At 72.3% G+C, this 19,855-nt stretch carries 23 protein-coding genes; 15 read left to right on the top strand and 8 right to left on the bottom strand.

Features of this window, described 5'->3' with window-relative positions; all coding sequences use genetic code 11:
• The first annotated feature begins 106 nt into the window (after positions 1 to 106).
• From ACQP2F_RS11890 to ACQP2F_RS11855, 8 genes are read left to right on the top strand one after another with little or no spacing between them, the layout of a single operon-like run.
• Positions 107 to 1,465, top strand: coding sequence for an ABC transporter substrate-binding protein (locus tag ACQP2F_RS11890; protein WP_433303398.1), 1,359 nt, complete (start codon positions 107 to 109; stop codon positions 1,463 to 1,465).
• Complete coding sequence (locus tag ACQP2F_RS11885) at positions 1,462 to 2,394, top strand: carbohydrate ABC transporter permease (protein WP_433303396.1); 933 nt, start codon at positions 1,462 to 1,464, stop codon at positions 2,392 to 2,394. The genes ACQP2F_RS11890 and ACQP2F_RS11885 overlap by 4 nt, the downstream gene beginning before the upstream one ends.
• A complete protein-coding gene (locus tag ACQP2F_RS11880; RefSeq protein WP_433303394.1) occupies positions 2,394 to 3,182 on the top strand; it encodes a carbohydrate ABC transporter permease in 789 nt (262 codons plus the stop codon). Before ACQP2F_RS11885 ends, ACQP2F_RS11880 begins: the two co-directional genes overlap by 1 nt.
• Positions 3,183 to 3,195: 13 nt before the next feature.
• On the top strand, positions 3,196 to 3,555 hold the full coding sequence (locus ACQP2F_RS11875; protein WP_433303392.1) for a tautomerase family protein: 360 nt from the start codon (positions 3,196 to 3,198) through the stop codon (positions 3,553 to 3,555).
• A 10-nt stretch (positions 3,556 to 3,565) separates the two neighbouring features.
• A complete protein-coding gene (locus ACQP2F_RS11870) occupies positions 3,566 to 4,561 on the top strand; it encodes an NAD-dependent epimerase/dehydratase family protein (RefSeq protein ID WP_433303390.1) in 996 nt (331 codons plus the stop codon).
• Positions 4,558 to 5,487 carry an aldo/keto reductase gene (locus tag ACQP2F_RS11865; RefSeq protein WP_433303388.1) on the top strand — a complete coding sequence of 310 codons (930 nt, stop codon included), beginning with the start codon at positions 4,558 to 4,560 and terminating at the stop codon, positions 5,485 to 5,487. Before ACQP2F_RS11870 ends, ACQP2F_RS11865 begins: the two co-directional genes overlap by 4 nt.
• Positions 5,484 to 6,461 carry a Gfo/Idh/MocA family protein gene (locus ACQP2F_RS11860; RefSeq protein ID WP_433303386.1) on the top strand — a complete coding sequence of 326 codons (978 nt, stop codon included), beginning with the start codon at positions 5,484 to 5,486 and terminating at the stop codon, positions 6,459 to 6,461. Before ACQP2F_RS11865 ends, ACQP2F_RS11860 begins: the two co-directional genes overlap by 4 nt.
• Position 6,462: 1 nt before the next feature.
• Positions 6,463 to 7,101 carry a DNA-3-methyladenine glycosylase family protein gene (locus ACQP2F_RS11855; protein ID WP_433303384.1) on the top strand — a complete coding sequence of 213 codons (639 nt, stop codon included), beginning with the start codon at positions 6,463 to 6,465 and terminating at the stop codon, positions 7,099 to 7,101.
• Here ACQP2F_RS11855 and ACQP2F_RS11850 read toward each other — a convergent pair.
• Genes ACQP2F_RS11850 through ACQP2F_RS11840 form a run of 3 tightly spaced genes read right to left on the bottom strand, consistent with a single transcriptional unit; the run spans position 7,098 to position 8,662 of the window.
• Positions 7,098 to 7,553, bottom strand: a complete 456-nt coding sequence (locus ACQP2F_RS11850) for an OsmC family protein (protein WP_433303382.1) — start codon at positions 7,551 to 7,553, stop codon at positions 7,098 to 7,100. The two genes, ACQP2F_RS11855 and ACQP2F_RS11850, sit on opposite strands and share 4 nt — an antisense overlap.
• Positions 7,554 to 7,574: 21 nt before the next feature.
• The gene (locus ACQP2F_RS11845; RefSeq protein WP_433303380.1) at positions 7,575 to 8,270 is read right to left on the bottom strand and encodes a uridylate kinase; all 696 of its coding nucleotides are present in this window, start codon (positions 8,268 to 8,270) and stop codon (positions 7,575 to 7,577) included.
• On the bottom strand, positions 8,267 to 8,662 hold the full coding sequence (locus ACQP2F_RS11840) for a PPOX class F420-dependent oxidoreductase (protein ID WP_433303378.1): 396 nt from the start codon (positions 8,660 to 8,662) through the stop codon (positions 8,267 to 8,269). The genes ACQP2F_RS11845 and ACQP2F_RS11840 overlap by 4 nt, the downstream gene beginning before the upstream one ends.
• 115 nt (positions 8,663 to 8,777) lie before the next feature.
• Between ACQP2F_RS11840 and ACQP2F_RS11835 the strand changes: the two genes are divergently transcribed.
• The 4 genes from ACQP2F_RS11835 (at position 8,778) to ACQP2F_RS11820 (ending at position 12,580) form a co-directional block, all read left to right on the top strand.
• On the top strand, positions 8,778 to 9,323 hold the full coding sequence (locus ACQP2F_RS11835) for a TrmH family RNA methyltransferase (RefSeq protein ID WP_433303377.1): 546 nt from the start codon (positions 8,778 to 8,780) through the stop codon (positions 9,321 to 9,323).
• Positions 9,324 to 9,428: 105 nt separating this feature from the next.
• Positions 9,429 to 9,800 carry a YciI family protein gene (locus ACQP2F_RS11830; protein WP_433303375.1) on the top strand — a complete coding sequence of 124 codons (372 nt, stop codon included), beginning with the start codon at positions 9,429 to 9,431 and terminating at the stop codon, positions 9,798 to 9,800.
• Complete coding sequence (locus ACQP2F_RS11825; RefSeq protein WP_433303373.1) at positions 9,797 to 11,041, top strand: RNA polymerase sigma factor; 1,245 nt, start codon at positions 9,797 to 9,799, stop codon at positions 11,039 to 11,041. Before ACQP2F_RS11830 ends, ACQP2F_RS11825 begins: the two co-directional genes overlap by 4 nt.
• Before the next feature lie 84 nt (positions 11,042 to 11,125).
• The gene (locus ACQP2F_RS11820; RefSeq protein ID WP_433303371.1) at positions 11,126 to 12,580 is read left to right on the top strand and encodes a diguanylate cyclase; all 1,455 of its coding nucleotides are present in this window, start codon (positions 11,126 to 11,128) and stop codon (positions 12,578 to 12,580) included.
• Positions 12,581 to 12,667: 87 nt separating this feature from the next.
• Here the strand turns inward: ACQP2F_RS11820 and ACQP2F_RS11815 are convergent, their stop codons facing one another.
• The 3 genes from ACQP2F_RS11815 to ACQP2F_RS11805 form a co-directional block, all read right to left on the bottom strand.
• Positions 12,668 to 13,360 carry a hypothetical protein gene (locus ACQP2F_RS11815; protein WP_433303369.1) on the bottom strand — a complete coding sequence of 231 codons (693 nt, stop codon included), beginning with the start codon at positions 13,358 to 13,360 and terminating at the stop codon, positions 12,668 to 12,670.
• Positions 13,357 to 14,391, bottom strand: a complete 1,035-nt coding sequence (locus ACQP2F_RS11810; RefSeq protein ID WP_433303367.1) for a caspase family protein — start codon at positions 14,389 to 14,391, stop codon at positions 13,357 to 13,359. The genes ACQP2F_RS11815 and ACQP2F_RS11810 overlap by 4 nt, the downstream gene beginning before the upstream one ends.
• Positions 14,392 to 14,513: 122 nt before the next feature.
• The gene (locus ACQP2F_RS11805) at positions 14,514 to 15,113 is read right to left on the bottom strand and encodes a TetR/AcrR family transcriptional regulator (RefSeq protein WP_433303365.1); all 600 of its coding nucleotides are present in this window, start codon (positions 15,111 to 15,113) and stop codon (positions 14,514 to 14,516) included.
• Positions 15,114 to 15,229: 116 nt separating this feature from the next.
• Here ACQP2F_RS11805 and ACQP2F_RS11800 point away from each other — a divergent pair, with 116 nt between their 5' ends.
• A complete protein-coding gene (locus ACQP2F_RS11800) occupies positions 15,230 to 15,976 on the top strand; it encodes an SDR family NAD(P)-dependent oxidoreductase (protein WP_433303363.1) in 747 nt (248 codons plus the stop codon).
• Here the strand turns inward: ACQP2F_RS11800 and ACQP2F_RS11795 are convergent.
• On the bottom strand, positions 15,946 to 16,683 hold the full coding sequence (locus ACQP2F_RS11795; RefSeq protein ID WP_433303361.1) for a methyltransferase family protein: 738 nt from the start codon (positions 16,681 to 16,683) through the stop codon (positions 15,946 to 15,948). The genes ACQP2F_RS11800 and ACQP2F_RS11795 overlap by 31 nt on opposite strands.
• A 49-nt stretch (positions 16,684 to 16,732) precedes the next feature.
• Positions 16,733 to 17,746 (bottom strand): alpha/beta fold hydrolase, encoded by a 1,014-nt coding sequence (locus tag ACQP2F_RS11790; protein WP_433303359.1) that lies wholly within the window; start codon positions 17,744 to 17,746, stop codon positions 16,733 to 16,735.
• A gap of 22 nt (positions 17,747 to 17,768) precedes the next feature.
• Here ACQP2F_RS11790 and ACQP2F_RS11785 point away from each other — a divergent pair, with 22 nt between their 5' ends.
• Both ACQP2F_RS11785 and ACQP2F_RS11780 read left to right on the top strand, forming a co-directional pair.
• Entirely contained in the window at positions 17,769 to 18,536 is a 768-nt protein-coding gene (locus ACQP2F_RS11785) for an enoyl-CoA hydratase/isomerase family protein (protein WP_433303357.1), read from the top strand.
• Positions 18,537 to 18,617: 81 nt separating this feature from the next.
• Positions 18,618 to 19,133 carry a hypothetical protein gene (locus ACQP2F_RS11780; protein WP_433303355.1) on the top strand — a complete coding sequence of 172 codons (516 nt, stop codon included), beginning with the start codon at positions 18,618 to 18,620 and terminating at the stop codon, positions 19,131 to 19,133.
• The last annotated feature ends 722 nt before the right edge of the window (positions 19,134 to 19,855 follow it).

Below are 19,855 nucleotides of genomic sequence, written 5' to 3'. Positions count from 1 at the left end.
AACCTTGACGCGCATGTTTCGTGCGGCCTAGCCTCAGGCTCAATCCCGCGGGTCCCTCACTTCCTTCGCTCCGAACCTGGCTCCCTCGACGAGTGGAGAGGATTCCATGCGCTCAAAAACTCTGTCCGCGCTCGCCGCCACCGCCCTGGCCCTCGCGGGCCTGACCGCCTGCGGCGGCTCGAAGAGCGGCTCCGCCGACGCGTCGACCGCGACCTCCGGCACCGTCAACTGGTGGGGCTGGACGCCGACCGACACCGCCACCGCCGACGGGTACATCGCCGCGTTCCACCGGCAGTACCCGAACATCACGGTCAACTACAAGCTGGTCAACATCTCCGACTGGGTGGCCGCGCTCCGGCCCGCGCTCGCCTCGGGCAAGGGCCCGGACGTGTTCGACATGCAGCCGGGCGCGTACGTCACCCAGTTCAAGTCGTTCGCCCAGGACCAGACCGCGCTGGCCGAGCAGGCCCTGGGCGCCGACTGGAAGAGCAAGGTCGCCCCGATCGGGATCAGCGGCCTGACCGCCGACGGCAAGCTCACCGCGATGTCGGTCGGCTCGGTCTACGCCGGGATGCTCTGGATCAACGGCGACATCTTCAAGAAGTACGACCTCCAGCCGCCGAAGACGCTCGCCGAGTGGCAGCACGTCTGCTCGGTGCTCAAGCAGAACAAGGTCGGCTGCTTCGTGCAGGGCGCCGCCCAGGAGGGCTTCGACCAGGACACCCTCCAGTCGATCGCGAACTCGGTGCAGCCCGGCCTGTGGACCAAGGTGTCGACCGGCGACGCCAAGTGGACCGACCCCGGCATCGTCAAGACGTTCCAGATCTGGAAGCAGCTGTTCGACAGCGGGATCATGCAGCCCGGCGCGGTCGGCTACCAGCAGTACCCGGACGCCAACAACGACTTCCTGACCGGCAAGTACGGCATGGTCATGATGGGCACCTGGTACACCCAGTACGCGACGACCAAGGCGATGACGGCGGCGCTGTCGGCGGCCGGGGTCAGCGGGGCCGAGCCGTTCCCGATCCTTCCGGTCGCGTTCCCCGACGTGGCCGGGGCCGGCAACACCAGCGAGATGTACGGCGACGCCGACTTCGGCCTGGCGATCTCCACCAAGAGCGGCAACAAGGCGGCGGCTGCGACCTTCGTGAAGTGGATGGCGACCTCCACCGAGGGCCAGCAGGCGATCGCCGACCAGCTCAACGACCTGCCCGCGATCAAGGGCGTGACCCCGGACTTCGACAAGATCCAGCTGGTCGACCCGGCCACCCAGAAGGCCCCGGTGCAAGACCTGATCACCAAGGCCGGCTCGATCACCGAGCCGCGGGAGTCACTGCTCAGCTCGGACGTGCAGACCGCCATCCTGGCCGCGGCCACCTCGGTCGCGACCGGCAAGGCCAGTCCCGAGGACGCGACCAAGACCCTGCAGCAGGCCGCGGAGGCGGCGGGAGTGACCTTCAAGTGACCGCCACGACGACCAGGGCCCGGGCGGGTCTCGCGGAACCGGCCGCCGCGACGAAGCGGCGCGGACCCCGCAAGCCGCCCGGCCTGCCCTGGATCCTCCCGGCCCTGGTCCTGAGCGTCGGCCTGATCTACTACGGGATCGGCTACACCGGCTACATCTCGACCCTCGACTGGGACGGCCTCAGCCCGGGCGCCACGCACGTCGGCGCGCACAACTACGTGCGGATCTACCACGACCCGGTGTTCTGGGCCGCGGTCCGGCACACGGTGGTGTTCTTCGTCGTCACCTTCGTCGTGCAGACCTTCCTCGGCCTGCTGTTCGCCGTGATCCTGCACGCGCGGCTGCGGCTGGCCGCGATCTACAAGGTGATCGTCTTCGTCCCGGTGGTGCTGGCCCCGGCGATCATGGCGCCGGTCTTCCGGCACATGTTCGCCCCGGACGGCGAGCTCAACGCGGTGCTGCGGCACATCGGGCTGGGCAGCCTGGCCCAACCGTGGATCGGGCAGACCAGCACGGCGCTACCGGTGATCATGTTCATCACCATCTGGGAGTGGACCGGCGTCACGTTCGTCCTCTACTACGCGGCGATGACGCAGATCGATCCGTCGGTGCTCGAGGCGGCCCGGATGGACGGCGCCGGCAACCTGCGCACGCTGCGCAGCGTCATCTGGCCCGAGCTGCGCGGCACCACGGTGGCGCTGGCCATGCTCGGGGCGATCGGGGCGCTCAAGACCTTCGACGTGCCTTACCTGGTGACCATCGGCGGGCCGAACTACGCCACCGAGTTCCTGGGCACCTACATCTACCGGATGACGATCCCGCTCGCTCACGTCGGCTACGGCGCCGCGCTGTCGATCATTCTGCTGCTCGTGGCGCTGGTCATGGCGCTGGCGCTGCAGTTCGCCGGCCGCGAGCGGAGGGAACGCTGATGTTCGAGATCCGCAGCCGATGGGGAAGGACACTCCTGCAGATCGGCGCCACGCTGCTGGTCCTCCCGTACCTCTTCCCCTTGATCGTCATGGTCGAAGGCGCGTTCGCGGGCGAGGGCGTGCACAACTTCGAAGCCGTCCTGCGGGTGCCGGGCTTCGGGCGGTTCTTCGTCAACAGCATCGTCGTGGCGGCGGCCGTCATCGTGCTCGTCTACGCGGTGACCATGATGGCCGCGTTCGGCTTCGCCAAGCTGCACATCCGGTTCCGCGAGGTCTACTTCTGGCTGCTGCTGGCCTGTCTCACGCTGCCCGAGGTGGTGCTGCTGGCCCCGCTGTTCGCCACCGACACGAAACTCGGGCTGTACGACACGTACTGGGCGGTGATCCTGCCGCTGGCCGCCCTGCAGGTGCCGTTCGCGGTGCTGCTGACCCGCAACTTCATCAACGGGCTGCCGGACGAGCTGTTCGAGGCGGCGCGGGTGGACGGCGCCAACTCGTACCGTGGCTTCGTCCACCTGGTCATCCCGCTCACCCGGCCGATCGCCGCCGCCGTGCTGATCTTCACCCTGGTGGCCGCGTGGAACGACTACCTGTTCCCGCTGGTCTTCCTCCAGTCGCCGGAGCTGCAGACGATCACGCTGGTGCCGCAGTTCTTCGTCGGCGAGTTCTCCAACGACCAGACCAAGATCCTGGCGTCAGCGGTGATCACGGCGATTCCCGAGGTCGTCGCGTACCTCTGCCTCCAGCGCCTGTTCGAGCGCGGCCTCTCGGCCGGCGCCATCAAGTGAGAAGGGTGGCATCGTGCCGCTTATCCAGGTTCACCTCGCCCGGGACACGTTCGACAAGCACCACGAGCGGATCGGCGACGCGATCCACGACGCGCAGGTCGCGGCGCTCGGCATCCCGGCCGACGACCGGTTCCAGATCTTCTCGCCGCACGACGCCGGCGAGCTGAGGTTCGACCCCGGCTACAACGGCGTGGACCGGCGAGACTTGCTGGTGATCCGGGTGATCGCCGTGCACATGTACGACGTGGCGACCAAGCAGCGCTTCTTCCGGGCCGTCGTCGAGCGGCTGGAACCGCTGGGCATCCGGCCGGAGGACGTCCTGATCAGCCTGACCGAGAACGGCTTCGAAGACTGGTACGCCGGAAAGCTCTGAGAGGAAATCCATGCTTCAGTACGACTCCGCGCCGCTGCGGGTGCTCTACCTCGGCGGCACGGGCACGATCAGCACCTCGTGCGCGCGGCTGTCGGCCGAGTCCGGGATGGCGGTCACCGTACTCAATCGAGGCCGTAAGCAACCGCCGGCCGGAACCGAGGCGCTCGTCGCCGATGTCGCCGACGAGGCGTCCCTGTCCGCCGCGTTGCGGGACCGCGAGTTCGACGCCGTGGTCAACTTCCTCTCCTTCGACGCCGAGGACGCCACCCGCAAGGCCGCGTTCTTCGCGTCCCGCAGCCGGCAGTACGTGCACATCAGCTCCGCCTCGATCTACGCCAAGCCGGTCCGGCAGCTGCCGATCACCGAGTCCACGCCGACCGGGCCGAACCCGCCGCTCCCCTACGCCACCGCCAAGTGGGAGGCCGAGCGCGCGCTGCAGGGTTTGCCGGTGACGATCGTCCGGCCCTCGCACACCTACGACGACGACAACCCGCCGCTGCCGGGGGGCTGGGCCACGGTCGAGCGGATCGCCCGCGGCGAGGAGATCCCGGTGCACGGCGACGGCACCTCGCTGTGGACCCTCACCCACGCCGAGGACTTCGCCCAGGGGCTGGTCGGGCTGCTCGGCAACCCGCGGGCGCTCGGCGAGACCTTCACCATCACCGGCGCCGACGTCTACACCTGGGACCAGATCTACACGATCGTCGCCGAGGCGCTCGGCGTACGGGCCAAGCTCGTCCATGTCGCCTCGGAGATGTTCCCGCTGGTCGCCCCCGACTGGTTCTGGTCGGGCGAGATGGTCGGCGACATCGGGCACAGCGCCGTCTTCGACACCAGCAAGATCCGGACGTTCGTGCCCGGCTTCGCGCCCCGGCTCACGTTCCATCGCGCCGCCGCCCGGATGGTGGCCCGCCGCCCGCCGGTCGTCGCCGACGACGGGACCGACGCGGTGCTCGACCGGATCGTCGCCGCCTACCACGCCGCGCGGAAGGTCTTCGCGGCGTGAGAGCACTCGGCCGGACCGGTCTCGAGGTGTCGCCGCTGTGCATCGGCACGAGCCCGCTGGCCAGCATGCCCGGCCTCTACGGTTACGCCGTCCCCGAGGATCGCGCGGTGGCGACGGTCAAAGCCGTCCTGTCCTCCCGAGAGATCAACTTCATCGACACCTCCAACGGGTACGGGTCCGCGGAGCTCCGCGTCGGGCAGGCCCTCCGGGATCTCGGGGGCGTGCCGTCCGGATTCGTGCTGGCCACCAAGGTCGATCCCGATCCGGAGACCGGCGACTTCTCCGGCGCGCGGGTGCGGGCATCGGTCGAGGAGAGCCTGACCCGGCTCGGCCTCGACCGCATCCCGCTCCTGCACCTGCACGACCCGGAGCGGATCGGCTTCGAGGCGGCGACCGCGCCGGGCGGTCCGGTCGAGGCGCTGGTCGAGCTCAAGCGGCAGGGCATCGCCGAGCATCTCGGGGTGGCCGGCGGCCCGATCGGCCTGTTGCGGCGGTTCCTCGGCACCGGAGTCTTCGAGGTGCTGCTCAGCCACAACCGCTACACGCTGCTCGACCGGTCGGCGCGGGAGCTCTTCGCCGACGCGCACGCGCGCGGCATCGGGGTGCTCAACGCGGCGCCCTACGGCGGCGGCATGCTGGTCAAAGGGCCCGAGAAGCAGCACCGGTACGCCTACGGCGAGCGCGACGACCGGATCGCGGCCGCCGCGCTCGCCATGCGGGACGCGGCCGGCCGGGCGGGTGTGCCCCTGGCCGCGGCCGCACTACAGTTCTCGCTGCGTGCGCCGTTCGTCGACGCGACGGTGGTCGGGGTCTCCTCGCCGTCGCGGGTCGCCGAGACGGCGCGGCTCGCCGGCGTGCCGATCCCCGACGCGCTGTGGACCGAGCTGGACGCCTTGGCACCCGCGGAGGACCTGTGGCTGGGATGACCCGGATCGGACTGCTGGGCGCGGCCGGCATCGCGCGCGCCGCCGTGCTGCTGCCGGTGCGCCGCCGCGACGACGTGGTGGTCGCCGCGGTCGCCTCCCGGTCGGGCGCCAAGGAGTACGCGGCCGAGCACGGCATCGAGCGCGCCCACGACGCGTACGAGGACCTGCTCGCCGACCCCGGGGTCGACCTGGTCTACAACGCGCTGCCGCCGTCGATGCACGCCGACTGGACGATCGCGGCGCTGCGGGCGGGCAAGGACGTGCTCTGCGAGAAGCCGTTCACGATGAACGCGGCCCAGGCCCGGCGGGTGGTCGCGGCCTCGGCCGAGACCGGGCGCCGGGTGGTCGAGGCGTTCCACGACCACTACCACCCGCTCAGCGCCTGGGTCCGGGCGGCGGTGGCGGAGGGCGTCCTCGGGCGCATCACTCGCGCCGAGGCCGTCTTCCACGGCTCCAACCCGTACGTGCCGGGAACGTTGCGGCACGAGCCGGAGCTCGGCGGCGGCGCGCTGATGGATCTGGGCTGCTACCCGGTGCACTGGCTGCGGTCGGTGTTCCCGGGCGAGCCGGTGGTCGGGGCCACCTCCTCGGTGGCGAACCCGTCGGGCGCGGACATCCGGCTGCGGGCCGAGCTGACCTTCCCGGGTGGCGTCGAGGCGGTGGTGGAGGCGGACATGACCGAGGGCATCGCCCTGCGGTCGGCGCTGACCCTGACCGGCGAGCGCGGCACGCTGCTGGCCGACAACGTGGTCTTCCCGTCGGCCGGGCACAGCATCACGCTCGAGATCGACGGCGTTCCCCGGGTGTCCACGGTGGCCGGCCGCACGACGTACGACCATCAGCTCGACGCGGTCCTCGAGGGGCTGCGCGCCGGCACGCCGCTGCCGACCGAGGGCGAGGACCCGATCGCGAACATGGCCGTCATCGACGCGATCTACACGGCGGCCGGCTTCGACCGGTCGCGGTGGAGCTGAGGTGGCCGCGGACCACGACGAGGCGGATCGCTACCTGGCGGCCGCCGATCCCGTCCTGGCCGCGCTGATCGAGCGTCTCGGCCCGGTGGCGCCGATCGCGATGCCCGAGGCGGCCCGCGGCGAGCTCGGCGCGCTGATCCTGGCCATCGTCAGCCAGCAGTTCTCGACCGCCGCCGCCCGCCGCATGTTCGATCGGGTCCTGGGCCGGTTCGACGGCCGGGTGCCGTCGGCCCCCGAGCTGCTGGCCGCCGACCTCGACGAGCTACGGATCACGGCTGGCCTGTCCCACGCGAAGGCTCGCGCGCTGCGCTCGCTGGCCGAGCACATCACCTCGGGCGACCTCGACCTGGCCGCGCTGCCGTCCCTGCCCGACGACGAGGTGCGGCGCCGGCTGACCGCGGTCGACGGCGTCGGCGACTGGACGGCCGGCATCTTCCTGCTGTTCACCCTGCACCGCCCGGACGTCCTGGTGGCCGGCGACCTGGGCATCCGCAAGGCGGTGCAGAGCCAGTACGCCTTGACCGCGCTGCCGGACCCGGCCGAGGTGACCCGGCGGGCCGAGCCGTGGCGGCCGCACCGCACGCGCGCGTGCCTCTACCTGTGGCGCAGCCTCGAGGCCGCCCCGATCCCGGCCTCCTAGGAGCCGGCTTCCTCGCTCTCGGGCGGCGGTGGCGCGAGGTGCGTGTCGACCGGGGTGCCGAGCTGGACCGTGCGCGAGACGGTGCAGAGCCGGTCGTGCGACATCCGCGCGGCTCGGGGCAGCGCCTCGCGGGCCGCGTCGCCGCCCGCGCCTTCCGGAAAGGCGACCCGCAGCTCGATGGCCAGGTTGGTCAGCCGGTTGCCGGACTCGTCGCGCACCTTGTCCCCGGTGACCTCGACGACGAAGCTCGCCGGCTCCGCGCGCTTGCTGGTGATGTAGTCGACGTCGGCGCCCGTGCAGCCACCGAGCGCGGCCAGCAGCAGCTCGACCGGCGTGAAGTCGGCGCCGTCCCCGGTGCCGATGGTCATCGTGCCGCCACGGGCGTTGGTCACCTCGTACCGGCCAAGGCTTGTGCGCCGCAGGGTCACCGAGCGCCGGGAGTCGTCCGCCATACCGGCGAAGCTATCCGATGATCACGCCGAGCGGGGACCGGGCGGGCGGCTCCGCACGATGCGTGGCGCGTCGAAGTCGCGATTGTCGATCACGATCCCGGCCCGTTCGGCCGGGCCGATCTCGGCCAGGTACAGCTGCTCGCCGGGCAGGTAGTAGGTCCGGTACCGCTCGGACGCCGCGTCCGCCGACGCCATCCACGCCTGGTCCCGCCGGGTGCCGCGGCGCAGCACGTCCGCCGGCTCGATGTGCAGATAAACGACCAGATCCCAGTACGGCGCCAGGGCCGGCTTCTGCGGGAAGCCACCGTCCGCCACCAGGATCGCGTCGTCCGCGGCCGTCTCGACACCGGAGTCGACAGGCGTGCGGCCGGCAAGGTCCATGATCTGGCTCCGGTACCGGCGGCTCCCGCCCGGCCCGAGCGGCGCCAGCAGCTCGTCCCGGATGGCGTCGACGTCGAACATCTCGAAGTAGTAGCTTTCCGGCGAGCCTCGCGGATATCGCGTACGCCGGTCGACATGCCGTTTGAAGTGGTCGATCGACACCCGGATCACCGGACGCGCCGTGCGGGCGCGCAGCACAGCGGCCAGCTCGTCGGCGAGGGTCGACTTGCCGGCCGCGGAGTGACCGTCGATGGCGACGCGAGCCGGATGAGCAAGCCGCAGCGCCAGGATCCGGGCGGCCACCTCGGCGAGGGTCCGCTGCCGTGCCGGCGTCACCGAACCGGTGGCTCCGGCGAGACCACGACACCGATCATCGGCGGCCGCCGCAGGCGCAACAGGCGGGCGAACCAGTTTCCGGCCCGGGACATGACGTACCGGCGGGCCAGCAGCTCGCGCGCCTCGGCGGTCCCGGCGTCGTCCAGCAACCGGGCCGTCCCGGTCACGCTCGGCGCGCCGGGCGCCACCGTTCCGCGCAGCGAACAGGGCTGGACCCGCACCTCGGCGTTGCGCCGGATCCGCTTGACCTTGCCCGAGCCCGCCTCGGTCACGATCCACAGCTCGGCGCCGCGCGGCACGTGCCAGACCGGCGTGCTCACCGGCGAGCCGTCCTTGCGATAGGTGGTGAGGTTGACGTACCGGCTGGCCACGATCTCCTCGGGCATGGTCATCCCGTCAGCCTAGCGACGCGATCCCCGGCGCGGTCGACGCGGTAAGCTGTCCGATCAGGTCAACTCAAGTCGATGGTCCGCGTGCACCGCGAAGCACGCCACACATGACTCTCGAATGCTGGAGCGTCTCCGCTCCCCCGCGGTGAAGCCGGCGATCCGGGTCCGGACCCCACGCGAGATCCGGTCGGCCCGGCGCCCCCGTCGGCACCGATGCTGGGGACATCTCATCGCGGCTCCCCTGTGGCCGCTGCACGGCGCCAACCTCGGGACGCTGCTGCGCACCTGCGACGCGGTCGGCGCGTGCCTCGCGGTTCCGCCGTTCCCGTGGGTCGACACGGCTCTGGCCCGCGGCAACACGCTGCGGCAGCCCGCCTGCGTGCACCGCGTCGGCAACCCGCTGGGCTGGCTCGCCGAGGAGCGCCGCGCCGGGTCGGCCGTCCTCGGCGTCGAGCTGGCCGACGAGTCGATCCGGCTCGCCGACCTGCCCCCGGCCCGCCGCCGGACCGTCATGGTGCTCGGGCACGAGGCGACCGGCATCCCGCCCGAGGCGCTGGATCTGCTCGACGCCGCGGTCGAGATACCGATGATCGGCACCGGGTCGAGCCTCAACGTGGTGGTCGCCGGGTCGCTGGTGCTCTACAAGCTGGCCGGGCTGGTCTGAGAAAATCTTCGGCGAGGGTGTCCGATCCGGGTACGGCCGTTCGTGGAACTGATGTGTGGCGGCCGGTCGGGCCGCCGTCCGCCCCGGAGCAGGAGGAGAACGACCATGACCGAGTACCTGATCACCTTCAACGATGAGTGGGTGCCCGAGCACACGGACGAGCAGCTGCGCGCGAAGGGCGTGGCCGGCCGGGCCGTCGTCGAGGAGATGCGGGCCCAGGACGTCCTGATCTTCACCAACGGCGGGCTCGACCGGTCCACCGCGGTGTGCGGCGTCGAGTCGGTCGACGGGAAGGCCGTGTTCACCGACGGGCCGTACGTGGAGACCAAGGAGCACCTCGGCGGCTTCTGCGTCGTGGACGTGGCCGACGACGAGGCGGCGCGGTACTGGGCGGGCCGGCTCGCGGTCGCGCTCGACTGGCCGCAGGAGGTGCACCGGTTCCGCGGGCCCGGGCAGGCGCGGCACCCCGCACGATGACCGAGGGCGCCGTCGAGCGGGCGATCACCCGCGCCCACCGTACGGAGTGGGCGCGGCTGGTCGCCGATCTCGCGCGCCGTTTCGGAGACCTGGATGTGGCCGAGGAGGCGACGGCCGAAGCCTTTGTGGCGGCGGCCGAGCGGTGGCCGCGCGACGGCGTACCGCCGAATCCCGGTGGATGGCTCGCCACCACCGCGTCCCGCAAGGCGATCGATTGGCTCCGTCGCGAGTCGCAGCGCGACGCCAAGCATCAGGCGGCCCAATTGGCCTACGACGACGACCCTCCCGCACCGGTCGGCCCGGTCGAGGACGACCGGCTCCGGCTGCTGTTCACCTGCTGCCACCCGGCGCTGGCCATGGAGGCCCGGGTGGCGCTCACCCTGCGCCTGCTCGGCGGCCTCACCGTCGGCCAGATCGCCCGCGCGTTCCTGGTGCAGGAGGCCGCGATGGCGCGGCGGATCACCCGGGCCAAGGGAAAGATCAAGGCGGCCTGCATCCCGTACCGGGTGCCCTCGGACGGCGACATCCGCGAGCGGCTCGCCGGCGTGCTCGCGGTCGTCTACCTGATCTTCAACGAGGGCTATCTGGCCGGCGAGGGGGACGACCCGGTGCGCGCCGACCTCACCGACCAGGCGATCCACCTCGGCCGCCTGCTCCGGGCCCTGCTGCCGGACGACGGCGAGGTCACCGGCCTGCTGGCGCTGATGCTGCTCATCGACGCCCGGCGGCCGGCGCGCTTGTCCGGTACGGGCGAGCTGGTCACCCTGGCCGAGCAGGATCGCGGAGCCTGGGACCGGGCCCTGGTCGCCGAGGGCATCGCCCTGGTCCGGGAGCGGATCGAGGCGGTGGCGGCCGGGAACGGGCGGCCCGGGCGCTACCAGTTGCAGGCCGCCATCAACGCGGTCCACGCCCGGGCCTCGTCCGCCCACGACACCGACTGGTCCGCGATCCTCGCCCTCTACGGCCGGATGATGCTGGTCGACCCGTCGCCGATCGTGCGGCTCAACCGCGCGGTCGCGGTCGCCGAGGTCGACGGGCCGGCGGCCGGGCTGGCCGAGGCCGACCGGCTCGCCGCGGCCCTCGACGGGTACCACGCCTTCCACGCGACACGGGCCGACCTGCTGCGGCGGCTCGGGCGCGACGGCGAGGCGCGGGCGGCGTACGACCGGGCCCTCGCCCTCACCGGCAACCCGGCCGAGCGCGCCTATCTCACCCGTCGCCGCGACCGCCTCGCGGCCTGACCCGGCGCCCCGGCGCCGCGGCAACCAAGTCGCAACCGGCTGAAGCTACGGCTCCCGGGGGCGGCTGCCGACGCAGAACTTGTGGTGACAAAGACCGGCTCACGCAAACTTCCGCTCTGGGGCGCGATTCTGCTGTTCGCGCCCGTGCTGACGGTGCTCTACTACGTCACGGGGCACGTCGCCGGCTCCGCGGCCGTCGCCACCCAGGTGCTGTATTCGGCCTCGTCGGTCGGTGCCGTGGCCGGGCTCGTGTTCGGCGCGTTCCGCTACCGCGGTGGACGCCGCCGCCCCTGGCTGCTGCTGGCCGCCGGGCAGGGCGCGATGCTCGCCGGCGACCTGGTCTACTACGTCCTCGGGCTGCGGGCCGGCGAGGTGCCGTACCCGGGTCCGCCGGACGTCTGCTACCTCACCGGCTACCTCGGGCTGGTCGCCGGCCTGATCACGCTGGTGCGCCGCCGCACGCCGGAGTGGGACCTGCCGAGCCTGATCGACGCCGCCGTGGTCGCGGTGGCCGCCGCGCTGCTCGGCTGGGTGTACGTGATCGAGCCGATGGCGGCCGGCGCCGGCGGCGCGGCCCAGGCCGTGACGGTGGCCTACCCGGTGATGGACCTGGTGCTGCTGGCCCTGGGCGTACGCCTCATGCTCGGCGCCGGTACGCGGCCCCCGGCCTTCTGGCTGTTGATGATCTGGCTGCTCGGGATGCTGGTCGGCGACACGACGTACTCCGTCCAGGCGCTGCTCGGCAGCTACGACGGCACCTTCGTCGACGGCGTCTGGATCTGCGGGGTGCTCTGCCTGGCCGCGGCCGGCACCCACCCGTCGATGGCCGAGGTCGACGAGCCCTCGCCGGCCGCCGCGCCCGACGCCACGAAGTCGCGCCTGGTCGTGCTGGGCGCCGCCTCCCTGGTCGCGCCGGTCGTGCTGGCGGTCCAGTACCTGCGGGGAGCGTCCCTGCACGTGCCCGAGGTCGACGTCGCCTGCATCGTGCTGTTCCTGCTGGTCGTCGCGCGCATGGCCGGGCTGGTCCGGGTGCAGCGCGCGATGGCGATCACCGACGGGCTCACCGGCCTGCGCACCCGCCGCTACCTGAACGAGGTCCTGGGCACCGAGGCGGAGCGCCGGCACCGGACGGGCACGCCGTTCGCGTTCCTGCTCGTCGACGTGGACCACTTCAAGCGCGTCAACGACACGTACGGCCACCACGCGGGTGACCGCGTCCTGGTCGAGGTGGCCCGGCGGATGCGCGAGGTGGTCCGCTCCGGCGACGTGATCGCCCGCTACGGCGGCGAGGAGTTCGCCGTGCTGCTGCCCGGGGTGACCCCGCGGCGCCTCGAAAAGGTCAGTCACGCGATCCACCGCGGCGTGTCGACGGCGCCGTTCGCCCTCGGCGACGGCCGCCTGATCCCGGTAACGGTCTCGATCGGCGGCGCCTGCATGCCCCGCGACACCGACGCCGTCGAGGAGCTGACCCGGATCGCCGATCAGGCTCTGTATGCCGCCAAGTCGGCCGGCCGCGACCAGGTCGTCCTGGCCGGCTAGGAGGGCCGACATCCGCCGGCGGGTCGGATCACCGACCGCCGCCAGGAGTGCCGGCCAGGAGGTGTCGGCCGGGAAGGCCGGCTCGCGTCACTCCGGGCCCGGGCAGATGTTGCCGACGTTTCCCGTTTCTCGTATCACCACGCGGCTGGCCAGGGTGGTGCCCTTTGCCGCCAGCGCGTCGGCGGCGGGGCGGTCGGGGGTGGCGCGAACCGCGTCCAGGTCGACAACCATCAGCTCCACCGAGTATCTCTGGCCGGCGTCGCCGCTGAAGTACTGGGCACCCCGCCACGACGACAGCTGATCCGGTTTGTCCCAGTCGAAGACCTCTTCCACGTACTTGGTGCCGTCGTTGTTCAGGTTGCGCATGGCCAGAATGAGCGTCTTGCCCCTGGGCAGGTGCGAGGTGCCGGAGAAATAGGCGCAGTTCTTTACTCTCGCGCCTTCCGCGGGCGACGAGATGGTTCCGGTCGATGCGATTACCGCGTCGATCGTGGCCCCCGGGCTCGTCGTGACCGCCGGTTTCGAGGTCGTCCGTCGCTTGGTGGGGCCGGATGTCGCCGGCTCCGCGGGGGCGGAAGTCGCCGGCTCGGCGGGGGCGGATGTCGCCGGCATCGACGGCGGCTGGCTCGGCGGGGATGTGACGGCCGGAGCGGTGGGGCCGGAGACGGACGTGACAGCGGTGCGATGAGCCCGGCTGTCCACGGCCCAACCGGGCAGTCCCGTCCTGGCCAGCACCGCACCGGCCCCGACGGCGACGGTCAGGGCGGCCGCCAGAATCAACGCCGGACGGCGTCCTCGCCGCGGCCGGGGCGTGCCGTCGGCCGGGAGCGCCGAGAGCGCCGAGAGCGGGTGACGGTCAGGCTCCGGGACGCTGTTTTCGGCCCGGGACGGGTCGGTCGCGGCCGAGGCGCTGACTCCTTCCGCGAGCGGGTCGGCGGCGGCCCGGGCGGCGGTTCCGCCCGCGAGCGGGTCGGCGGCCCGGGCGGCGGATCCGTCCGGGAGCGGGCCGGTGGCGGCCCGGGCGGCGGTTCCGCCCGGGAGCGGGTCGGCGGCCAGGGCGGCGGTGCGGGCCAGGGCGGGGTCACCGTCGCCGTGGAACCGGCGTTGCGGGACGAGCGGCCCGTCATCGGCCATGCTGCGGCGAACGAACCGGTAGAGGTCGGAGACCGTGACGTACGGCGAGCCGGGCCGGGCCGCGGCGCCCAGCAGACCGCGCAGCAGGTGGGCGGTGAAGCGACTGAAGCCGGTGCCGTGCTCGGCATCCCGGCCGGGTCGTGCGACCGCGTTGCGGCGAGGACGTATCGGCCCCGCCCGGCCAGTTCGGCGGCCACGTCGGCGGTCTTGAAGGCGCCCGCGTGACAGCAATCGAGGATGATGATCGTCGCCGCCGCGGCGCTCTGGTCGATCATCCGGCTGATGGTCTCGGCGCCGAGCGTGGTGGCCAGCCGGCGGTCGGTGCGGCTGTTGCGAGCGCACAGCAGCAGGGAGCCGTTGTCCGCCGTGATGCCGTGGCCGCTGTAATAGATCAGCAGCACCTCGTCGCGGGTCGCCGAGGTCAGCAACTCCTCCAGTTCGGCGCCGATCTCGTACGATTGCCGGTCGGTCAGAAGCCTGACGTCGGCGGGAGCGAACAACGCGGTCGGTTCCTCGGCCAGGGCGCGCCCCAGGGCCGAGACGTCGTTGACCGGGCCCTTCAGATCCGGCAGATTGCCGGGATCGTCGGGGTAGTGCGAGTTGCCGATCAGGAGCGCCCGGTATCGCCGGACCGCCCACGGCGGCGCCTCCTGCCCTGAAATCACCGTCTCCCCCACCGGACCACTCGTCGACCGACGTCAACGTAGCCGCGGGCCTCCACGGCCCGGACCGCATTCGTCCGGTTTTGTGGCGGCCGGGACGGTCCCGGTCGGTGGACAAGAGGAAACGCCGAAGCGGGTCAGCGCGGCGAGGGTAGGGCTCGCAAGGCGATGTCGACGGTGGCGTGAAGCTCCTCGCGGGACACGCCGGCCGCCGCGTGCACCGCGTTGCCCTCGCTGACCACCATGACGTAGCGGGCCAGCGCCGCCGGGTCGGTGCCGGGCGGCAGGTCGCCCTCGTCTACCGCGCGGGACAGCCGGTCGGCCAGCGCCCGCTCGCCGGCCAGCCGGCTCGCGGCCAGGAACGGGGCGACGTCGCTGCCGGTGGACAGGCCGCCCTGGATGGACAGGCACCCGGCCGGGCGGCCGGGGCGGGTCAGCGCGTCCGCGTTCGACCGGAGGAAGCACTCGATGACCGCGCGCGCCGTCGGCTCGGCGAGCGCCTCCCGCGCGTACGCCATGTCGATCTCCGCATAGCGTGCCACCGCGCGGCGGAAGAGCTCCTCCTTGTTGCCGTACGCGGCGTACATGCTCGGCCGGTTGATGCCCATCGCCTCGGTGAGGTCGCTCAGCGAGGCGCCCTCGTAGCCCTGCCGCCAGAAGACCTCCACCGCCCGGTCCAGAACCGCGTCGACGTCGAAGCCCCGTGGCCGGCCCCGTTCCCGCGTCGCCTCCGCCAAAATCCGCCTCCGATGATCGTGACGCACCTCATCCTAACCGATCGGTACAGAAATGCGCGCCACCGTGCTAGCGTTCCGACTTGCATACCGGACGGTACAGAAAGAGGAACAGGGTCATGGGACAGCTCGACGGCAAGATCGCCCTCGTCACCGGCGCCAGCTCCGGGATCGGCCTGGCCGCCGCCCGCCGGCTCGCGGCCGAGGGCGCGTATGTCTTCCTCACCGGCCGCCGCGCGGAGGCGCTCGACGCGGCAGTGGCCGGGATCGGGCCGAACGCCACCGGCATCCGCGCCGACGTCGCCGATCCGGCCGGCCTCGACCGGGTGTTCGCCGCCATCGGGGAGCGCGGCCGGCTCGACATCCTCTTCGCCAACGCCGGCGGCGGGGAGTTCGCCGCCCTGCCCGACATCACGTGGCAGCACTACGCCGACACCTTCAACACCAACGTCGCCGGTACGCTCTTCACGGTCCAGAAGGCGCTGCCGCTGCTCACCCGGGGCTCGTCGGTGATCCTGACCAGCTCCAACATCGACACCAAGGGCGTGGCGTCGTTCAGCGTCTACGCCGCCTCCAAGGCCGCGCTGCGCTCGTTCACCCGCAGCTGGGCGGCCGAGCTCGCCGGGCGGGGCATCCGGGTCAACAGCATCGCCCCGGGACCGATCGCCACGCCCGGCCTGAGCGGTCTCGCGCCCGACCCCGAGGCGGCCGAGCAGCTGCTCAAGGGACTGGCTTCGGGCGTACCGATGGATCGTCTCGGTCGTCCGGAAGAGATCGCCGAGACCGTGCTGTTCCTCGCCTCCGACGCCAGCAGCTACATGACCGGCGCCGAGATCTACGTCGACGGCGGCGCCAGCCAGGTCTGACGCGTCCGCCTGCGCGGTGCCGGAACGAGCATGGGGACACGCCGCGCGTAGTCCGCATATCCGGCGCCGAGGCGGGCGCGCAGGTCACGCTCCTCGAATCGGATTCCGAGGCCGATGTACGCCGAGGAAGCCACCGCGAAGAACAGGTGACCGGCGGTCAGGTGCGGCGTCGCCCAGAAGGTGACCAGCAGCCCGAGCATCATCGGGTGGCGGCACCAGCCGTAGAGGCGGCGGTCGGTGAAGGCCGGCTCGTGGTGCGCCCGGTGACGCAGATGCGCGTACGCCTGCCTGAGCCCCAGGAAATCGGCGTGATCGACGGCGAAGGTGGACCAAACCACGAGCACCCAGCCCGCGGCGTAGAGCAGCCAGATGGGCGCCGACCAGGGCAGACTCACGTGCCAGACGGTGGCGGGCACCGGTTGCCACCCGCCGAAGATGGCGATCATGAGCAGAGCGGCACTGAGCACATAGGTGCTGCGCTCGGCGGCCGGCGGGATCAGGCGGGCGACGCGGCGCTTGAACCCGACGCGGGCCATGACCGAGTGCTGGACGGCGAACGCGAGCAGCAGGGCGCCGTCGATCGCGAGCGCCGTGGAAGCGGACGTGGTGGCCGGCCCGTCCATGCCGCCGGCCAGGAAGAGGACCGCCCACCCGACGCTGACCAGGAACGAGGCGTACGCGACCAGGGCGTACCCGAAAATGAGCATGCCCCTCATGGTGGTCGTGGGGCCGCGCCGGAACAGGCCGGAAAATACCTCAGCTGGTCGCCACGTACCAGGCGGCGATCTGCGCGCGCGACCGGAAGTCCATCCGGTAGCGGATGCGCTCGACGTGGGCCTCGGCCGACCGTTCCGCGATGCCGAGGCGCTCGCCGATCTCCCGATTGGTGCAGCCCTCGGCGATCAGCGCGGCCACCTCGCGCTGCCGGGCGGTCAGCGTCGGCGCCGCGCCGCGATGCCGCTCACGCAGGCCGAGGAACTTGCGGATGGCGCCGGTCAGCGGCCGGGTGTCGCCGATGTAGGGCAGATGCGACCGCCCCGGCACCACCTCGAACCGCGCGCCCGGGATCCCGTCGGCCAGCCGCCGGCCCTGCTCGATCGGCGCCGCCCGATCGCGCTCCCGGTGCACCACCAAGGTTCGCGCCTCGATGCGGGGCAACAGATCAACCACATCGAGGTCGTACGCCGCGGCCAGCATCGCCTGTGCCGTGTGCGCATCGGCCGACTCCCGCTGGTAGCGCCGGAACGCCGCCCGGGTGGCCTGGTCGGCGTCCGGCGCGAAGACGTCCGCGAGCAGGTCGGAGGCGAGCCCCCAGTGCTCGCCGACCAGCCCGAGCACGTGCCGCCGCACCTCGGGCGCGGCGACGTCGGCCCCGCGGGCCCAGCCGCCGTAGAGCACCAGCCGCGAGACGGTCGTGGGGTGGGTGGCCGCCCAGGTCGCCGCGACCGCCGCCCCCATCGACGCGCCGGCCAGGTCGAACCGGTCCGCGCCGGCCGCCGCGACCACGGCCGTGAGGGCGTCCAGCTCGTGCTCCATCGTGTACGGCCTCGTGATCGGCCCGGACAGCCCGCAGCCCGGCTTGTCGTAGCGGATCAGGGTCCGGCCGTCGGCGAGCGCCTCGTAGTAGGCCCGCTCGGCGGGAAGCGCCCAGCTCAGCTCCAGGTGCCCGAGCCACCCGGAGACGTAGACCAGCGGCGGCCCGGCGCCCACGGTCGCGTACGCGATCGGCACTCCCGCGGGCGAGGTGGTCATCGCGATCCGCTGACCCATCGGCCCAGTTTAGGGTTTCCCCGTGGACTCGGATCTTTCGGTGACGGTCGCGGACGGGGTGGCGCTGCTCGAGATGCGCCGGCCGCCGGCCAACCACGTCGACGAGACGCTGCTGACCGCCATCGTCGACGCGGCGCTCGCGCTGGACGACGATCCCGCGTGCCGGGTCGTGCTGCTGGCGTCGGAGGGCAAGCACTTCTGTGCCGGGGCCGACCTGGGCGAGGGCGAGTTCGTGCGCGACCGGGCGGCCGCGGCGCAGGGTCTCTATCGGCAGGCGGGGCGGCTTTTCGGCGTACGGACGCCGATCGTCGCCGCCGTGCAGGGCAGCGCCGTCGGTGGTGGTCTCGGTCTGGCGTGCGCCGCCGACTTCCGGGTCGCCGAGGCGTCGACCCGGTTCGTGGCAAACTTCGCGCGGCTGGGGTTCCATCAGGGCTTCGGCCTCAGCGTCACGTTGCCCGCGCTGGTCGGCCGGCAGGCGGCGGCCGACATGCTGCTGACCGCCCGGCGGGTGGGCGGCGAGGAGGCGTACCGCATGGGGCTGGCCGACCGCCTGGCCGGGCCCGGCCACGTGCGCGCCGCCGCCCATGAGCTGGCGCTGCAGATTGCCGCCTCGGCGCCGCTGGCGGTGCGCGCGATCCGCCAGACCCTGCGCGGCGACCTGGCCGAGCAGGTCAGCGCGGCGCTCGACCACGAGCTGGCCGAGCAGCGCACGCTGTGGGCCACGCACGACAGCGCCGAGGGCATCGAGGCAAGCCTCCAGCGCCGGGAGCCGCTCTTCCGAGGCGAGTAGCCCGGCTCTGCTCACCGTTGCGCTTCCTGTCGGTGATCAGAGCCGTGCGCAGGGGCCTAACGGCGGTGTTGCCGGCGGTCGTTGCTGTTCTGGCTGTTGGCGGCCGGCGCGCTGCTGTTCCGGCCGTCGCCGGCCGCCGCGCTGCTGTTCCGGCCGTCGCCGGCCGCCGCGCTGACGTCCCGGCCGTCGCCGGCCGCCGCGCTGCTGCTCGCGGCCGGCTTTCCCCTCGCGTCGCCCGCGGCCTCCGGCGTCATCGTGGCGATGAAGGCGCCGACGTTGTTGCCGTTGCCGCCGTTGCCCAACGTGTTGAAGGCGTTTGTGGAGAGCTTGACGCAGACCGAGTTCGCATCGACGCCGTTGTTGGCCGCGGCCTTGACCGCCACTCGGGGCACCGAGGCCGCGGGGTCCGCCTTCGCCGCCGCGCCGTTGTTCGCAGTCTTGCGATTGTTCGCAGCCGCGCCACTGTTCGCAGCGTTGCGATTGTTCGCACTCGCGCCAGTGTTCGCACCGCTGCGATTGTTCGCAGCCGCGCCACTGTTCGCAACGGCGCTGCCGTTCGCAGCCACGCTCTCGGTCGGCCTCGCGCCCGGCTTGTGATGACGAGTGCGGTGCTTTCGATCGCGGCCGGCGCCAGACGAGGCCGATCCTGAGGAGGAGGCCGACGCCGTGGGAGTTGCGCCCGCATTCGCCCCGCCGGACGGATCACCTCCGGACTGATCACCTGCGGACGGATCACTTGCGGGTGGGGTCGAAGCCAGCGGCGGGGTCGAAGCCGGCGGCGGGTTCGCGGCCGCGTTGGTGATCGGGCCGGTCACCGTGACGTCTACCGCTCGGCCCGCGCTGGTCAGGTGCAGCGCTGTCCCGAGGGGGAAGACGTCGGACAACGCCGAGTTCGCGTCGGCCGCTGCGGCCGCGTCGGCTACGACTATGCATGTCACCGATGAGCCGCTTCCGCCCTGGGTGGCCGCCAGGCTGATCCCGGTGCCGGCAGCGAGCACGCCTACCGTCGCGGAGATCAGCACGGCCCGGCCGGACAACCGGCGGCCCGCGGCCCGAGCGTCGCCCCGCCGCGCCGCGACCGGAGCGCTGCCCCAGCGGCCCGCGACCCGAGCGCCGCCCGGGCAGCCCGCGACCCAGGCACCCGCCCGGCGGTACTTTCTTCTCATGGCGTCCCACCCCTTCCTGGGGATTGCCCTTGCGACCCGAATTACGGGCCGGGACGAGACGCCAGTTCAACGATTCTTTTGGATTGACGAAGACCGAAACTCCATTTCGACAATCGTCACCGCAATGGGAGCTCACGCGAAAGACTGGACGCG

This window comes from Actinoplanes sp. CA-030573, from assembly GCF_050951115.1.
Lineage (GTDB): Bacteria > Actinomycetota > Actinomycetes > Mycobacteriales > Micromonosporaceae > Actinoplanes.
The sequence above is the reverse complement of the archived record's forward strand: the minus strand, read 5'-3'. Positions and strand labels throughout refer to the sequence as shown.

Bases quoted from the DNA above. Each gene is read 5' to 3' on its own strand.
- ACQP2F_RS11890 (WP_433303398.1), top strand. From the start codon at position 107: ATGCGCTCAAAAACTCTGTCCGCGCTCGCCGCCACCGCCCTGGCCCTC.
- ACQP2F_RS11880 (WP_433303394.1), top strand. From the start codon at position 2,394: ATGTTCGAGATCCGCAGCCGATGGGGAAGGACACTCCTGCAGATCGGC.
- ACQP2F_RS11870 (WP_433303390.1), top strand. From the start codon at position 3,566: ATGCTTCAGTACGACTCCGCGCCGCTGCGGGTGCTCTACCTCGGCGGC.
- ACQP2F_RS11860 (WP_433303386.1), top strand. From the start codon at position 5,484: ATGACCCGGATCGGACTGCTGGGCGCGGCCGGCATCGCGCGCGCCGCC.
- ACQP2F_RS11850 (WP_433303382.1), bottom strand. From the start codon at position 7,553: ATGGCGGACGACTCCCGGCGCTCGGTGACCCTGCGGCGCACAAGCCTT.
- ACQP2F_RS11840 (WP_433303378.1), bottom strand. From the start codon at position 8,662: ATGACCATGCCCGAGGAGATCGTGGCCAGCCGGTACGTCAACCTCACC.
- ACQP2F_RS11835 (WP_433303377.1), top strand. From the start codon at position 8,778: ATGCTGGAGCGTCTCCGCTCCCCCGCGGTGAAGCCGGCGATCCGGGTC.
- ACQP2F_RS11830 (WP_433303375.1), top strand. From the start codon at position 9,429: ATGACCGAGTACCTGATCACCTTCAACGATGAGTGGGTGCCCGAGCAC.
- ACQP2F_RS11825 (WP_433303373.1), top strand. From the start codon at position 9,797: ATGACCGAGGGCGCCGTCGAGCGGGCGATCACCCGCGCCCACCGTACG.
- ACQP2F_RS11800 (WP_433303363.1), top strand. From the start codon at position 15,230: ATGGGACAGCTCGACGGCAAGATCGCCCTCGTCACCGGCGCCAGCTCC.
- ACQP2F_RS11795 (WP_433303361.1), bottom strand. From the start codon at position 16,683: ATGCTCATTTTCGGGTACGCCCTGGTCGCGTACGCCTCGTTCCTGGTC.
- ACQP2F_RS11790 (WP_433303359.1), bottom strand. From the start codon at position 17,746: ATGGGTCAGCGGATCGCGATGACCACCTCGCCCGCGGGAGTGCCGATC.